This window comes from Nocardia sp. NPDC004573 (assembly GCF_053602135.1).
Map to the genome: position 1 here is coordinate 276983 of NZ_JBSGDA010000009.1, position 16634 is coordinate 293616.

Consider the following 16634-nt stretch of genomic DNA (forward strand, 5'->3'; position numbering starts at 1 on the left):
TTCACGGGCGGCTCCGGAGGCGGAGTCCGCGCGGGGTGGCGGAGAAGCCCGCTTCGGTGAGGAAACCGGCGAAGGTGTTGCCGTGCACGGTGTCTCCGTTCACGCGGTCGATGACCAGCGAGTCCACCCGGCGGCGCCGGACCAGGTCGGCGAGCGCTCCGGCGGCGGCCCGGCGGGCATCGGGGTCCTCGGTGAACGTGAGCAGGGTCTTGCCGCCTCGCTCCAGATACAGGACCAGTTCGCCGTCGACCAGCACGACCAGCGCTCCGGCCTTGCGGCCAGGGCGGTGGCCGCCCTCGATGTCGCTCTTCGGCCAGGCCAGCGCGGCGCCGTACGGGTTCGCGGGATCGGACGCGGCCAGCGCCAGCACCGTGCCGGTCGGCTGCCTGGACTCGGGACGAGCGCGTTCGGCGTCGAAGGAGCGCAACCGGTCCACCACGTCGGTGGTGGAGAACTGGGCGCCGCCGAGCGAGTCGACGAAATAGCCGCGACGGCAACGGCCGCGGTCCTCGAACTCGGTGAGCACCCGATACATCAGCGCGAATCCGCCCGGCACGCCCTCGTTCTGCACCGAGCCCCTGGTCAGCACCCCGTACCGCTCCAGAAGCAGATCCGCGGTCGCGTGCGCGCGCACCGTGCTGTCCGAGACGCGCTCCGGCAGCAGCGACCATCGTCCGGCGACCGAGGGCGGACCGGCGCGGGTGGGCATGCTCGGCCGGGGCAGGTAGGCCCGCCCCCGCGGCGCGCGCCGGGGCGTGCGATGGGCCGTGGTGGTGCGGGTGGTGCCGGACAGCAGCGCCCGCACGGGCGCGAACGTGTCCCCGGAAACCAGTCCTGCCCAGGCCAGTTCCCACAGTGCGGAGGCTACGGCGGCGTCGTCGAGCAGGCCGGTGGCGTCCGAGAGTTGCCGGAAGAAGTACGCGCCGCCGCCCTGCGGAACGGGTATCAGCCGTTGCGCGGGAGCGCCGGAGCCGGCAGGTTCCGTGCCGGCCGGTGAGCGGCGGCCGTTGTCCGGCCCGGACGCACTCGGTGCGCCGGATCGCCCGTCGGTGCCGCGTTCGTCGAACGCACTGCCCGCGGGGGAGTCGGGCTCGTCCAACGGCACCGGAGCGCGCACGGCGTGTGCGGCAGCGGGCGGCGACCACGGCACGAAGGTCGCGCCCAGCGCGGTGAGCAAGCGCAACTGCACGTCCGTGAGGTCGATCTCGTCCGGCGGGGCCAGAGTGAACGGCGCCTGCTCGGCCGGATGCAGAGCGATCCAGCCGTCCTTGGCGGTGATGGCGCCGTGCCCGGACCAGATCACCTCGCCGGTCGCCATGAGTTCGTCGAGCATGGCGGGGGTGTAGTCGGGCACCCGCGTGGGCAGGACGAGCGACTCCCAGGCGGAGGCGGGAATCGGCACACCCGCGAGCTGTTCCACGACGGCCGCCACACCGTCGACGCCGCGCAGCTCGCCGCTGCCGACGTGCTGCCAGGCCGGGAGGAAACGTCCGAACGCGGCGGTCGAGACCGGCTCCACCTCGTGCCGGGCCGCAGCGAGCGACCGGCGGCGCAACCGGCGCAGCACCTGCGCGTCACACCATTCCGCCCCGGCCGCTCCGGGCGTGAATTCCCCTTCTACCACCCGTTTCTCGGCGGTCAGCCGATGCAGGGCGGTCGCGGCCACCGCGGTGCCGAGCCCGAACCGGGCCGCCACCGCCTCCGTGGCGAACGGGCCGTGCGTGCGGGCGTAGCGGCCCACCAGATCGCCGAGCGGATCGGCCACCGGCTCGATGAACGCCGACGGCGTGCCGATCGGCAGCGGCACCCCGAGCGCGTCGCGTAACCGGGCCGCGTCCTCCACCGCGACCCACCAGCTGCGGCCCGCGAACGACACCTCCAGCGCCCGCCGTGCGGCCACCAGGCGCTCGAACCAGGCGGTGGGGTCGTCGTCGCAGCGCTCGGCGGCTTCGGCGGCGGTGAGCGGCCCGAGCAGGCGCAGCAGATCCGCCAAGCCCTCGGCGTCCCGCGCGTGCCGCTCCGGGGTGAGCCGCTGCAGCTCCCGCTCGGTCTGCTCCATGACCGCGGCGTCGAGCAGTTCGCGCAGTTCGACTCGGCCGAGCAGTTCGGCCAGCAGCCCGGAATCGAGCGACAGCGCGGCCGCGCGCCGCTCGGCCAGCGGGCTGTCGCCGTCGTACATGAACTGCCCGATGTAGTCGAACAGCAAAGCGTTGGCGAACGGTGACGGGGTCGCCGTCTCCACCTCGACCAGCCGGATCTGACGCCGCCCCACCCGGCCGAGCAGGTCGCGCAGCGACGGCAGGTCGTAGACGTCGCGCAGGCACTCGCGCACCGTCTCCAGCAGGATCGGGAACTCGGGGAATTTGCGCGCCACGTCGAGCAACTGGGCCGAGCGCTGCCGCTGCTGCCACAGCGGGGCTCGTTTGCCCGGGTCGCGGCGCGGCAGCAGCAACGCACGCGCCGCGCATTCGCGGAACCGGGAGGCGAACAGCGCCGAGCCGCCAACCTGCTCGGTGACGATGTCGTCGATCTCGTCGGACTCGAAGACGAACAGCTCGGCGCCGGGCGGATCGTCGGTGGTGTCGGGCAGCCGCACGACGATGCCGTCGTCGGAGGCGTTCGGCGCGGCGTCGACGCCGAACCGTTCCCGCAACCGTGCGCCGACGGCCAGCGCCCAAGGGGCGTGCACGGGGAGACCGAAGGGGGAGTGCAGTACCAGACGCCAGTCGCCGAGCTCGTCGCGGAACCGCTCCACCACGAGGGTGCGGTCGGTGGGCAGATGCCCGGTCGCGGTGCGCTGTTCGTCCAGCAGCGTGAGCAGATTGGCGGTCGCGTTGTCGTCGAGACCGGCGGATCGCATGATCTCCGCGACGTGGCCTGTCACCGGAACGACGGACGCGCCGAGTTCGCGCCCGGCCGGCTCGGCGCCGTCGTGTCGCGCTCGCGGCTTCGACGCGGCGGGCGGTGCGCTGCCGGCCCGCCGTGCCGTCTTCCCGGTGCTCGCGGCCGATCCGGTGGCACGGTCCTGCGCGACCGTGCGCACGAACTCGCCGAGCGCCGCGCCGAGTTCGGCGGGCCGCCCGAGCCCGTCGCCGTGCCAGAACGGCAAACGCCCCGGCTGCCCGAAAGCGGGCGTCACCAGCACCCGATCGAAGGTGATCTCCTCGATCCGCCAGCTCGTCGCCCCGAGCGCGAACACGTCGCCGACGCGTGACTCGTAGACCATCTCCTCATCGAGCTCCCCGACCCGAGACGCCTTCTCGCCGACCATGTACACCGCGAACATGCCGCGATCGGGTATCGCTCCGCCCGAGGTCACGGCCAGCCGCTGCGCGCCGGGCCGCCCGGTGAGCGTGCCCGCGTCGCGATCCCACACCAGCCTGGGACGCAGCTCGGCGAACTCGTCGGACGGATACCGCCCGGAGAGCAGGTCGAGTACCGACTCGTAGGCCGAGCGCGGCAGCGACGCGTAACTGCCGGTGCCGCGCACGATCTCGAACCATTCGTCGACATCGATCGGGTCCAGCGCGCACGCGGCGACGGTCTGCTGCGCGAGGATGTCCAGCGGGTGCGCCGGAATCTGGATCGCTTCGATCTGCCCGGCGGTCATCCGCTGCGACGCCACCGCGCAGTGGATGACATCGGTGCGGTGCTTCGGGAAGATCACACCGCGCGAGATCTCCCCGACCTGATGCCCGGCCCGCCCGATCCGCTGCAAACCGCTGGCCACCGAGGGCGGCGCCTCCACTTGAACCACCAGGTCGACCGCGCCCATGTCGATGCCCAGTTCCAGGCTGCTGGTCGCGACGACGCAGCGCAGCCGCCCGCTCTTGAGATCATCCTCGATCAGCGCCCGCTGCTCCTTGCTGACCGAGCCGTGGTGCGCGCGCGCCAGCAGGGGCCCGGCGCCGTGGTTCACCTCGGTGGACGGGCCGAGCTGGGCGGGCGGCACGTGCTCGGTTTCCACCGGCTCCCCGAGCCGGGCCGCGTAGGCCTCGTTGAGCCGGGCGGTGAGCCGCTCGGCCAGCCTGCGGGAGTTCGCGAACACGATCGAGGACCGGTGCTGCAGCACCAGCTCGACGATGGCCTCGTCCACGTGCGGCCAGATCGAGCCCGGCTGGTCGGAATCGCCCGGCTCGGTCATGTCCGCGACCGGCACTCGCACCGAGAGGTCGAATGTCTTCGGCGCGGGCGGCGCGACCAGGGTGATCGGCGCGTTGCCGACCAGGAACCGCCCGACCTCCTCCGGTGGCCGCACGGTCGCCGACAACCCGATGCGCTGGGCGGGCCGATCGGTCAACAGGTCGAGCCGGGCCAGGGACAGCGCCAGATGCGCACCGCGCTTGGAACCGGCGATCGCGTGTACCTCGTCCACGATCACCGTGCCCACGTCCCGCAGTGTTTCCCTGGCGGCCGAGGTCAGCATCAGGAACAGCGATTCCGGCGTGGTGATCAGGATGTCCGGCGGGGTGCGCAGCATGGACCGCCGGTCGGCCGCGCTGGTGTCGCCGGAACGAACTCCGACGGTGATCTCCGGCGGCTCCAGGCCCAGGCGTTTGGCGGTCTGGGTGACGCCGACCAGCGGGGCCCGCAGGTTGCGTTCCACGTCCACCGCGAGCGCCTTGAGCGGGGACACGTACAGCACCGCGGTGCCCGCGCGCTCTGGCCGCTGCTCCCGCGCGGCCAGCTGGTCTATCGCCCAGAGGAACGCCGAGAGCGTCTTCCCGGAGCCGGTAGGCGCGACGACCAACGTGTGCTCGCCCGCCGCGATCGCCTTCCAGGCCCCCAGTTGAGCGGAGGTCGGCGCAGGGAACGCGCCGTCGAACCACTCCTGGGTCGCGCGAGAGAACTGGGCCATGGATTCAGTGTGCACCGGCCCACCGACAAGCACGGCCGTACCGTTTCGCGAGCGAAGCGGCAGCAATCGCCGACGCCTGGCCGTACGCTTCCACAGGTGCAAAAAGTGCTCAGACTCGACCTGGTCAGCCATGGGATGACCGAGGCGATGCGGAAGGCACGCTTCCCGGTGGACGAATCGCTCACCGAGGCGGGCAGGCGGGCGGTGGCCGAGTGCGGGCCGCTCACCGCCGCGCGGGTGCTCACCGGGCCGGAACGCCGGACGGTGGAGACCGCGGCATTGCTGGGTTTGCCGGGCGAGGAGGACAACCGGTTGCGTGACCTGGACGCGGGCGCTTGGCGCGGCGGCGAACTGATGTCGGTGCCACAGGACGAGCTGTACGCCTGGCTCACCGACCCGGCGTTCCGCGGGCACGGCGGCGAATCCGTGCTGGACGTCATCGAACGGACCAGGCGGTGGATGGCCGAGGTGGCCGCGCAGTCGGTGTCCACGATCGCGGTCACCCACCCCGCGGTGGTCAGGGCCGCGTTGCTGGTGACGCTGGACGCCCCTCCGAAATCGTTCTGGCGCATCGACATTCCGCCCGGCAGCATCACCCGGCTGCACTATCGCGGCGAATGGACGCTGCACTTCACGGCCTGATACCGCCCGGTGCGCCGTTCGCGCGAAGACGTGGCATCCGCGCCGCACTGGGCTAGTGTCTGAGACTATGGGTAACAACAATGGGTCGCAACGGCGCGGCCTGGCCATCGGGTGTGGTGGCACCGTGGGGGCGGCGTGGATCGTCGCCGCCCTCGCCGCCGCCCGTGACGTGCTGGACTGGGATCCACGCGAGGCGGACGTGCTGATCGGCACCTCGGCGGGCGCGGAGACGGTCACGATGCTCGGCAGCGGTTTTTCGGTGGAAGACCTGGTCGCCATGCAGCGCGGCACGGTGACCGACCCGGTGCTGCGCGAGCACCGCGCGGCCGAGCCCGGCCGGTTTCCGCCGTTGCCGCGCCCGCGACTCGGCTCGCCCCGGCTGCCGCTGTGCCGCCAGGAACCAGGCCAGGCGCTGCTGGCCGCGGGCAGCGGACTGCTGCCGGTCGGCGGCGGCGACGCGGGGTGGCTGGGGCGGCTCGCCGAACGGCTGAACCCCGGCCGCGCGTGGGTGCCGCATCCGGCGACCAGGCTGGTGGCGATGGATTACGCGACCGGTGAGCGGGTGGCATTCGGTTCCCCCGGTGCTCCCGCCGCGACCATCGGCGAGGCGCTGCGGGCGTCCTGGGCGATTCCCGGCTGGTTCCCGCCGGTCACCATCGCGGGCCGTCGCTTCGTCGACGGTGGCGCGGGCTCGACCGCGTCGGTGGACCTGCTCGCCGCCGAAAAGCTCGACGAGGTCCTCGTGCTCGCGCCGATGGCCTCCGCGGCCCGGATCCCGGCCACCGGCCCCGGGCACCTGCTGGAACGGCACCTGCGCAACCGGATGAGCGACAAGCTTCGCGCCGAGATCGCCCGTTTGCGCGCGGCGGGCACCAAAGTGCTCTTCGTGGGCGCGTCCGCCGAGGACCTCGCCGTGATGGGACCCAACTTCATGGACGGCCGCCGCCGTCCGGCCACCTTCGAGCACAGCCTGCGCAGCACACGCCGCGCCCTCGAGCGAGGAGCATTCGCATGAACATCTTCGGCTCCGGTTACCCCGCGATCGACCTGCGCGAGGCGACCGTCCTGATCACGGGAGGCGCGCGGGGCATCGGCCGGGCCACCGCGGAATCGTTCGCCGCGAAGGGATCCCGCGTCGTGCTCGCGGACGTGGACAAAGCCGCCGTCGACGCGACCGCGGCCGCGATCGGAGCGAGTGCGTTCGAGCTCGACGTGCGTTCGCGTGGACAATGGGACGCGGTCGTCGCGGCGGTCGGCGAGATCGACGTGCTGGTCAACAACGCCGGTGTCATGCCTGCGGGAGCGTTTCTGGAACAACCCGACGTGGTGGGTCAGGCGACAATGGACATCAACGTCTGGGGTCTCGTGCACGGTATGCGCGCCGCCGCGCCGGGCATGATCGAACGCGGACGCGGGCACATCGTCAATGTCGCCTCCCTGGCGGGCAAGGTCCCGATTCCCGGGCTGGCCGTGTACAACGCCAGCAAGTTCGCGGCGGTCGGCCTCTCGGCGGCGACCCGGCTGGAATTCGCCGGGCAGGGCGTCAGCGTCAGTTGCGTGCTGCCGTCGGCCGTGCGGACCCGGCTCTCCTCGGGACTGGCCTTGGGCCACGGCATGCCGACCGTCGACCCGGAGGACGTCGCCGCCGCGATCCTGCGCACCTGCGCGACTCGCAAAGCCGAGGTGGCGGTGCCGACTTACCTAGGACCGCTGGACATCGCGCTGGCGGCCGCGCCGGAACGCGCGGTGCGCCTGATCCGCGGCCTGTTCGACGGGGATCGAGCGTTGCGCCCGGCCGACGAGACGACGCGGGCACAGTACGAGCAAGAGGTGCGATCCATCAGCTGATCGAACGAAAAATGGCCCGGGAGAGCGTCTCTCGGGCCGTACTCGTCCGCTTTCAGCAGCTGGTCGGTGCGGGTTCGCCGCGGAACCTGGCCTCCACGTAGTTCCACGCGTCGGCGAATCCGGCGGCCGCCGCGGTCATGTGCTCGGAGATGTCGACGGTGTGGAACTGCACCGGCGCACCCGCCTTGCAGTATCGGGCAGCGACCTCGGCGACGGGCGGATAGAAGGTGAGCTCGTCGTAGCGGCCCTGCCAGATGTAGGTCGGCACGGTCGGCACGCCGTCGAAGTACCGCAGGCTGTTCTCCCGCAGGACGGCGTGTGCCTCGGGGCTGTCCATCAGGCTCTTGGACGCCGCCATCTGCTCGGCGCTGCGGAAGGCGCCGTGGAAGAGCAGGAACCGGCGGCAGGCGTCATGCGTGAATTCCCGGAACCACAAACCGTTCTCGTTGAGTTGATCGGAGATCGGCAACCGGTCCGGATACTCCCGCTCGAGTCCCATGGCGGCGGCGAAGGCGAGGCCGAATCCGGGGTGCGGGTCGAAGCCCAGCGACATCGCCATTTGCTCGAGGTCGGCCGGGATGCCACCGGCCACGGCGGCGGTCAGCTTCAGATCCGGCGCGTAGGTGGGTTGCAGCGCGGCGGCCCAGGAGGTGGCCATGCCGCCGCCGGAGTAGCCCGCGAGGGCGACGGGGGAGGACGACAGACCGAGTTCGGCGACCTTGCGGACGGCCTTCACGCTGTCGAGGGTGATCATGCCGGCCAGGCGCGCGGCGCCGTAGGCGGAGGTCGGCCCCAGGTAGTCCGGCAGCGAGATCGCCCATCCGCGTCCGATCGGCAGCATCGCGCCGACCGCGTCCTGCAGTTCGCCGTTGAACAGCGATCGCGACGGATTGCACTGGGTGCCGAGCGAATTGATCAGCGCCTGATAGGAGACCAGCGGCGGGTTCTTCACCCCGGCGGGCAGCAGGACCGTCGTGATGGCCATGACGGGATCGTCCTGCGAATTGGTGGAGCGGAATGCCACCTGCCAGCCCTCGGTCCCGACATAGATACCGGTGTCGATCCGGCGGGCCCGCACGACGTCGCCCGGAGCGAGCGCCCCTAGATCGGGCGGTGCCGTGTAGAAGGGATCGGGATCGGGAGTGGGGTAGAGGGGCTGAGCCGTCGCTGGCAGGCCGAGCAGGCCGAGCGAGACGAGGCTCACCAGCAAGATCGCGATCCGGAACGCAACTCTGGACACGGGTTTCCTTCGAAAGTCAGCCGTCACCGACCCACCGCCCCGCGGGCACGCCGCGGTGTCGGTGTTCCGGACGGACCGGCACTACACGGAAAACCGCAGCGAACGTTCGCTGCGGGACGGAGCAGAAGGAACCGCCGCCGGAAAGATCCTGAGTCGATCATGGCGGACTGCCGCACCTCCTTCGACTCCGGGACCGCCGGTAGCCGCGAAGGCGGCACCATCCGCTGCGAAGATAACGCTCCGCTTATCGCGGCGTCGCACCGGAACAGGCGAACCGGACATGTCACAAAGCCCGCGGCCCGCCATTCGACAAGATCACTAAAGGAGGTGGCCTGCCCGGTCGCGCACCGAATCGTTCGCGCGTCGCGTAGCTCATGCGAAGCTGAGCACCGGCCGAGCGCCCAGCGGGCGAAGCAGGTCGACCACGACCACGCCGTACTCGCGCTTCTGCTCGGGATTCGCGCCCTGGCACGGCGGCATACCGCGATGCAGGCCACGGATCAGTCGCACGCTCACCAGGTCGGCAGATTCTTCCACGCGCGCGGTGAATCCGATACTCGGACAGCCGACCGGGCCGGGGATGTGGATCGCGAGTTTGTTCGTCCCGTCTTCGGTGTCGTACTCCGAGAAGGGCATGGTCGAACTGGGGTCCAGATCCGCGGCATGCGGGATGACGACCATCGTTCCGCCCGCGTAAGTGCGGGGACCCGGGTCTGCCCGCGTGCCCGTCGCGGCTTCCGCGGTGCGCTCCGGCGTGGAGGGGGCAGCCGGGTCCGCCTGCTGCCCGCACGCGGTCAGCGACCCCAACGTGATGGCGGCGAGCAGCGCCGCACCCCTCCTGAGCATTGACACCTTTCCACCTTCACACAGGCGGGCGCGGGTGCCGCGGAGGAAACGCGGTGTGGCACCCGCTCGGCTCGCCGACGCGGCGACGCTGTGCTGTGCGCGTCATCACATCGACCTCGCACTGTGCTTAGGTTGTGCCCACCGGCACTGCGAAGAATTGGGCATATTGCTCAACATGAAGAGTCAAGATTGCGCGTTCAGATCTTCACAGACACCATATCCGCAACAAGTGCTCAACGATGCGAGGCGCCGGACCGGCGCCGAGCGGACGGGTGGATCTGATGACCGAGCTCGCCGACCGCGATCTGATCGCAGCTCCCTACGACCTTGCCGACCGTTACCGCGTCGGCTCGGGGACGGTGGTCCTCACCGGCGTCCAGGCCATCGCGCGCCAGCTGGTCGAGCAGCACGTGCGTGATCTGCGCGCGGGCCTGCGGGTGGGCACGTTCGTCTCCGGGTATCAGGGCAGTCCGCTCGGCGGCGTCGACAAGATGCTGGCCGGCATGCCGGAGGTCCTGGCCGAGCACGACATCTCGTTCGTCCCGGGGTTGAACGAGGAACTGGCCGCGACCTCCGTGTGGGGCAGTCAGGCGGACCTGCCCGCGGGCACGGCGACCCACGACGGCGTCGTCGGCGTCTGGTACGGCAAGGGCCCCGGCTTGGACCGCGCGACCGACGCGCTGCGGCACGCCAATATGTACGGCGCGAATCCGCGGGGCGGCGTCCTGTTGCTGGTCGGCGACGATCCGGCGGCCAAGTCCTCCACCGTGCCCGCGGTGAGCGAGCGCTCGCTGGCGGCGATGAACATTCCCGTGCTGTTCCCGCGCAACGCCCGCGAGATCATCACCATGGGCCTGCACGGGGTGGCGCTGTCGCGCGCCTCGGGCTGCCTCGTGGCGCTGAAGATCGTCGCCGACGTCGCCGACGGCGCCTGGACCGTCGAGGGTTCGGTGGGTGACATCGATATCGTCGTACCCGAAATCGACTGGGCCGGAGCGCCTTTCCGTTACCGGCAGCGTCCGATGGCCGCGCCGGCCGACAGCCTGCTCGCCGAGGCGGATCTCTATGGTCCCCGCTGGGAGCTGGTGCGCGCCTACAGCACACGCAACGAGCTGGATGTGATCGAGGTCCACCCGGCTCGCGCCACGATCGGCATCGCCGCCACCGGGACCACCTTCGACGCCCTCCGCCAAGCCCTGCTCGACCTCGGCGCGGACGACGAGGCGTTGCACGCCGCAGGAATCCGGCTGTTGCGGATCGGCATGCCGTATCCGCTCGCGCCCGACCGGGTCCGGGAGTTCGCCGCCGGGCTCACCCGGCTGATCGTCGTCGAGGACAAGACGGCATTCGTCGAGACCCAGGTCCGCGAGATCCTGTACGGCGTTCCGGGTGCGCCCGAGATCCTCGGCAAGCGCGACCATGCGGGCCGCCCGCTGTTCGGCGCCGACGGCGAACTCACCTCCGGGCGTATCGCCGCACCGCTACGCCGCGTACTCGACGGCCACCTCGAAATGAAACGCCCACTGCCGCAGCCGCTGTCGCTGTCCGTGCTGCCCGCCAAGCGCGCGGCCTACTTCTGCAGCGGTTGTCCGCACAACCGTTCCACCGCCGTCCCGGAAGGATCGCTGGCGGGCGGCGGCATCGGCTGTCACACCTTGGTGACCATGTCCGGCCGGGAAGACAGCAAGGTCACCGGGCTGACCCAGATGGGCGGCGAAGGCGCCCAGTGGATCGGCCAAGCGCCGTTCACCGACGTGCCGCATCTGTTCCAGAACATCGGGGACGGAACGTATTTCCACTCCGGCCAGCTGGCTGTGCAGGCGTGCGTCGCCGCGGGCGTGAACATCACGTTCAAGCTGCTGCACAACGACGTGGTCGCGATGACCGGCGCGCAGCACGCCGAGGGCGCGCTCACGGTGCCGATGCTCACCCACAAGCTCGCCGTCGAGGGCGTCCGGCGGATCATCGTCTGCGCCGACGAGCCGGGGCGATACCGCAAGCGCGATCTCGCTCCCGGCACGCTGCTGTGGCACCGGGACCGTCTCGACGAAGCGCAGCGCGCGTTGCGGGAGGTCCCCGGCGTCACGGTGCTGATCTACGACCAGCACTGTGCGGCCGACGCGCGGCGCCAGCGCAAGCGGGGCGCCCTGCCGGTGCGCCGCACCCGGGTGGTCGTCAACGAGGCGGTGTGCGAAGGCTGCGGTGACTGCGGTGTGCAGAGCAACTGCCTGTCGGTGCAGCCGGTGGACACCGAGTTCGGGCGCAAGACGCGCATCGACCAAACCTCCTGCAACACCGATTACAGCTGCCTGAATGGGGATTGCCCCTCGTTCGTCACAGTGGAGCTGCCCGACCCGGCGAAGCGGAAGCCGCGCGGGAAAATCCAGCGGCAGCAGCCGCCGCGGCTGCCGGACCTCGTGCACGAACCACCGACGACCACGCAGAACGTCTTCCTCGCCGGCATCGGCGGCACCGGCATCGTGACCGTGAACCAGGTGCTGGCCACCGCCGCGCTGCGAGCCGGATACGAGGTGGCGAGCCTGGATCAGATCGGCATGAGCCAGAAGGCCGGCCCCGTGGTCTCGCACCTGCGTTTCGCCGCGGGCGCGCTGGAGCCCGCCAACCGCCTGGCCCCCGCCTCGGCCGACTGCGTGCTGGCCTTCGATCTGCTGGCCGCTACCGACAACAAGAACTTGGCCTACGGGTCCGCCACGACGACCGTGTCGGTCGCCTCCACCAGCAAGACTCCGACCGGGGACATGGTCTACGACAAATCGGTGGCCTATCCCGACGAGGCGGTGCTGCTGGGGCGTTTGGGGCAGGTGTCGCGCTCGGTACGGGCCTTCGACGCCCTGGCCGCCGCGGAAGTCCTCTTCGGCAACACCGCCGCCGCGAACTTTCTGCTGGTCGGCGCTGCTTATCAGACCGGAGGCCTGCGGTTGCCCGGCACCGCGATCGAAGAGGCCATCGGGATCAACGGAGTCGCGGTGGAGGCGAATCTGGCGGCCTTCCGGTGGGGGCGGGTCGCGATCGCGCGACCGGAGGAGTTCGCCGCCGCGACCACGCGCCGCGCACCCGAACGTGCCCCGGTGGCGGTGCCCGCGGACCTTTTCGAGGGGTTCACCGCCACGGGAGAGGTACGGCGGCTGGTCGAGCTGCGTGCGGTCGAACTGATCGGTTTCCAGAGCGTGGCGGTGGCCCGCGCTTATGTCGCCGCGGTACAACGCATCTGGGATGCCGAGCGGCGGGTGACCGACCGGACCGAGTTCAGCGAGCAGGTGGCGCGCGGCCTGTACAAGTTCACGGCATACAAAGACGAGTACGAGGTGGCGCGCCGGTTGACCGATCCGGCGTTCCTGGCCGAGGTCGCCGCGCAGGTACCCGAGGGGGCGAACCTCACCTATCGGCTGCACCCGCCGGTCCTGCGCGCGATGGGCCGGAAGAAGAAGATCGGGATGCGGCCGGGCAGCCACTTCGCCCTCCGCGTGCTGGCCAGAGGTAAGCGTTTGCGTGGCACCGCATTCGACCCCTTCGGATACGCCCACGTGCGGCGGGTGGAACGCGAACTGCTGGCGCACTACACCTCGATGGTGGCGGACCTTGCGTCGGTGTTGGACCCGGCGGGCTACGACCGCGCGGTGCGGGCCGCGGCACTGGCCGACGTGGTGCGCGGGTACGAAGACATCAAGCTCGCCAACGTCGCGCTCTACCGCGAACGCCTGCGGGAGCTCGGTATCGAGCCGCCGCGCTGCTAACGGCGCACTGCCCGACCGGGCACCGTTCGCCCAGGCTCCCAGGAATTCGGCGGACCTGCGCGTTCGTCTGACAGGCGGCCCAGCTCGGCCCATCCGCGCTGGGCGCGGAGTCCGCGCAGGAGGCGGCTGCTCGGCCGCAGCACGCGGCGACGGACGTCCTCCGATGATCGGCCGAAGACCTCGCTGCCGCGGCCACGGGTGGCGGTCGGCACCCGGCGCTGCCGAGGTCGGCGCAGGCCCGGCGGCCGGGCCTCGGTGTGCCGCCTCACCCCGCGTAACCGGTCACCTTGCCGATCCACGCGATGAAATCCTCCGGGTCTTCGTTGCTGCCGTGCCCGGCGTCCCAGTACATCGCGGTGTCGACCTCGTCCCCCAGGTTCTCCAAGCTCGCGGCGAGATTGCCAACGATCGTCAGTGACGTATCGGTGTCCTTGGTGCCCACGCGGATCCACCAATGCTTCGCCCGGACGGCATTCCGCTGTCGCAGGAAGAACATCGGGTTCATCATGCTGATCTTCTCGGGCAGGTCGCTGTCGAGTTGCGCGCCCGGGGCGCCGGTCGCTCGACGCAGGCTGAACAGGGTGAAGTGCCTTGCCTTGACGGTTCCCCCGCCGAACTCGTTGTTCTCGGGCGCCGACAGGTCGAAAGCGTCGAAGGCGGGCACGCCCTTCTGCCGCACGCCGACGTGCGAGAGGTAGTCCGGCCAGGTGAATTCCGCGCGATCGCCCGCCCAGGTGATCCAGCTGTTGGCCGCCAGGTAGCTGGAGCGGTCGGCGTCCGGCAGCTCGGTCAAGTACGCGGTCGCGGCCGGTTCGAGGTAGGTCCGCACCAGATAATTGCCGTAATTGCCGGCCGTGAGGGGGCCGAATCCGTTCCGGCCCTGCAGGGCCAGCGACGCCTGATAATCGGTGAACGCCGTGCTCAGCTCCCGCGAGGCGGCGGCGTCGAGTGTGCCGGAGCGCAGCGGGTTGGCGCCCCAATTCCACTCGTAGGCCATGTCCGCGTGCTCGAGATCGGTGACGGGGCAATAGGGAGCGGCAGCGAAGACGGCATCGCTCGCGTCCGCCGCGCCGAGTTCGGCCAGATACCGGTCGTACATCCGGCTGTCCCCGGACACCGCCAGCAAGGCGGACAGCGCGCCGCCCGCGCTGACTCCCGTGGCCACGATCCGGTCGGTGTCGCCCGGCACGCGGCCCGCGTTGTGCCGCAGATAGCGCACCGCGGCTTTCAGATCCACGATGGCCGCGGGCGCCACGCCGAAATATGTGCCGTCCGGCGCGACCAGGTCGCGACCGCGCGCACCGGGTTCCACGACGACATAGCCCGCCGTCAGTGCGAGGTCCCGGTTCCTCGCCCGATCCCCGCCGTCGTCCGGTGGGCGGCTCGTCACCGACGACGACAGATATCCCGCGACGGAGTTGCTGAAAAGGATGGGAGCCTTGCCCGCGTCGACGGCCGCTCCGTCGATTTCGGTGGGCACGCTGACGTTCAGGCTCTGGTATGCCTTGTCCACCGGCTGCGCCACATAGACGACGTTCTCGTAGCAGCGGTAGGTCACCTTTCTGTCGCGCTCGAAGGTGGCGACGGTCTTCGTCTTCGTCGTGAACGCGCCTGGATCGAAGGCCAATTCGTCCACCGCCCGCGCGCTGCCGCCCAGCACATCGCAGCCCGCGGTGAACATCGGCACGACGACCGCCGCCGCACACCCCTTGAGCATCGCTCTGCGCTGCACAGCTCTCTCCTTCGCGTACGGGGGCAGACCGTTGCGGCCGCGGCGGGGAACGGCCGCGACAGAACGGTTGCGCGAAAACGAATCAGCTGGTCATCGGGTCGCCGAGATCGAAGGATAGCGGTAGCGGACCGCGGGCTCGCGCACCTGCGCGGCCGCGCCCGCCGCGTCCGCCGAATGGCGGCGCAGCGGGAGCGGCCTGCCCTGGTTGGTCACAGACGGCCGAGCGGTGCCCTGGTCGGCGGTCCGCCTCGCTCGCCCAACTCGAGCACCGCTGGGCTCGCCGTAGCACGAGACAGCGCGGAGACAGATCGTGTGGAGTTCGAGAGCGCGCCTGGCTTGCCCCGGCGTGAGTTCGCCGGGTTCGGCAAAGCGATCGCCGATATCGGAGATCGGCGATCGCCTGCCGAATCAGCCGACTTTCACCGGGACGACAGCGGCATCGGTGAATCGAGCACGGCCTATGGTCAGGGTGACCAAGGCGACATTGCCGACCGTGGAAATCAGCGGACCGGCGATCGAAACGAATTCGAACCCGCTCACCATGAGCACGCCGAGCAGGCCGAGACCATTCGCGAAGGCATTCGCGGCGAAGGTTTGCCAGGTTTCCTCGCGGGGTTTGGACCACACATGCCGGAGCGTGGGGATGGTGGCGATGAGATTGGCGCAGACGGCGAACAGCGCACCGAATGCCTTTTCCTGCACGCCGACCGTCACCAGTACACAGGCGATCGACGCGAGCAGACAGGCCCAATCGATAGTGTCTTCCGGTCGCAGGCTGCTGCCGCGAGTTATGCCGACGGCGATGACCGCCGCGTTCATGGCCGCCGCCGCGGCGTTGATGCCCGCGGCGAGATAGCCGCCGTCGAGGTACGCCACGATCGCGAACACAGTGTTCGCGGTGCACCAAGCCGCCCACGACGCGACGCGCGGCCGGGTTTCCCCTTCCAGTATCCCCGCCAGATACGCGATGACGCCGAACAGGGAGATGCCGATGCTGAGACAGGCCAGAGACGAGCTCACATTCCAGAAATCACTCACGCGGAACATTCCTCACAGATTGTTGTCGTTGCACGCAGAGATGGCCGACGTCGGCGATCGAATCATTACGAACACGCCGAAGGGGACAAGCCGGGTGCGGTGACGAAACCGAGAGGTTGCCTGCGGGAAAACACTTCGGGATGAATAGTCCGGGTGACTCGGAAGTATCGTGACACGACAACTTCGTCGTCACCAATCCAAAGCGGCGCCGTAACCGTCTTTTAACCCCCGATTTGCAGAAGGTAGCGGCGGTGGAGCTGGCGGGAATTATTCGGCCGTAGATTCTGCTGTGAGCTACGGGACAGGCACACGTCGAAGCGCATGAAAGAAACTCAACCGTCGCGGTAAGCGACACGCCGGTGTTCGGGGACTGTCGTCACCGACGGCGCGCGACGAGTCTGCCTGCGTTGCGCCGAAGTCGGCGGATTCGCTGAATCGCCGGCTTGGCTCGCAGCACTCCGCCCCGGCTCGGTCCGAGCGTTCTTCGTGCTGGTCGACCGGAACCACACCTGCGGGCGACGCGCTGCGCACGCCGACGCCGAGACCCGGTGAAAGAGAACGGCCCGGAGCGCTGGGCGGGTTCTCGGGGTCCTCGCAACACCTGATGGCTATGTGGTCGTCAGTAGATCACGCAGACGCTCGGCTGGGGTTGCCCAGCCGAGCGTTTTGCGTGGT

At 70.1% G+C, this 16634-nt stretch carries 9 protein-coding genes; 4 read left to right on the plus strand and 5 right to left on the minus strand.

The genetic code is table 11. The annotated features are described in order from the left end of the window. Position 1: 1 nt before the first annotated feature. Positions 2-4858, minus strand: a complete 4857-nt coding sequence (locus ACWEKR_RS17560; protein WP_452355314.1) for an ATP-dependent helicase — start codon at positions 4856-4858, stop codon at positions 2-4. A 96-nt stretch (positions 4859-4954) separates the two neighbouring features. Between ACWEKR_RS17560 and ACWEKR_RS17565 the strand changes: the two genes are divergently transcribed. The 3 genes from ACWEKR_RS17565 to ACWEKR_RS17575 all read left to right on the plus strand — a co-directional run bounded on the left by ACWEKR_RS17565 (position 4955) and on the right by ACWEKR_RS17575 (position 7348). Next, the gene (locus tag ACWEKR_RS17565; protein ID WP_324198284.1) at positions 4955-5500 is read left to right on the plus strand and encodes a histidine phosphatase family protein; all 546 of its coding nucleotides are present in this window, start codon (positions 4955-4957) and stop codon (positions 5498-5500) included. A gap of 67 nt (positions 5501-5567) precedes the next feature. Next, positions 5568-6515 carry a patatin-like phospholipase family protein gene (locus ACWEKR_RS17570; protein ID WP_452355315.1) on the plus strand — a complete coding sequence of 316 codons (948 nt, stop codon included), beginning with the start codon at positions 5568-5570 and terminating at the stop codon, positions 6513-6515. Further along, positions 6512-7348, plus strand: coding sequence for an SDR family oxidoreductase (locus ACWEKR_RS17575; protein WP_452355316.1), 837 nt, complete (start codon positions 6512-6514; stop codon positions 7346-7348). The genes ACWEKR_RS17570 and ACWEKR_RS17575 overlap by 4 nt, the downstream gene beginning before the upstream one ends. Before the next feature lie 52 nt (positions 7349-7400). Here ACWEKR_RS17575 and ACWEKR_RS17580 read toward each other — a convergent pair whose 3' ends face one another. Next, on the minus strand, positions 7401-8588 hold the full coding sequence (locus tag ACWEKR_RS17580; RefSeq protein WP_452355317.1) for a lipase family protein: 1188 nt from the start codon (positions 8586-8588) through the stop codon (positions 7401-7403). Between the two features lie 372 nt (positions 8589-8960). Then, a complete protein-coding gene (locus tag ACWEKR_RS17585) occupies positions 8961-9440 on the minus strand; it encodes a hypothetical protein (RefSeq protein WP_452355318.1) in 480 nt (159 codons plus the stop codon). Between the two features lie 275 nt (positions 9441-9715). On the opposite strand from ACWEKR_RS17585, the gene ACWEKR_RS17590 reads away from it, so the two are divergent. After that, complete coding sequence (locus ACWEKR_RS17590) at positions 9716-13189, plus strand: indolepyruvate ferredoxin oxidoreductase family protein (protein ID WP_452355319.1); 3474 nt, start codon at positions 9716-9718, stop codon at positions 13187-13189. A 265-nt stretch (positions 13190-13454) separates the two neighbouring features. Here ACWEKR_RS17590 and ACWEKR_RS17595 read toward each other — a convergent pair whose 3' ends face one another. Together ACWEKR_RS17595 and ACWEKR_RS17600 are read right to left on the minus strand one after the other, a co-directional pair. Continuing rightward, positions 13455-14921 (minus strand): subtype B tannase, encoded by a 1467-nt coding sequence (locus ACWEKR_RS17595; RefSeq protein WP_452355320.1) that lies wholly within the window; start codon positions 14919-14921, stop codon positions 13455-13457. Between the two features lie 408 nt (positions 14922-15329). Next, positions 15330-15959 carry a hypothetical protein gene (locus tag ACWEKR_RS17600; RefSeq protein ID WP_452355321.1) on the minus strand — a complete coding sequence of 210 codons (630 nt, stop codon included), beginning with the start codon at positions 15957-15959 and terminating at the stop codon, positions 15330-15332. Between the last annotated feature and the right edge of the window lie 675 nt (positions 15960-16634).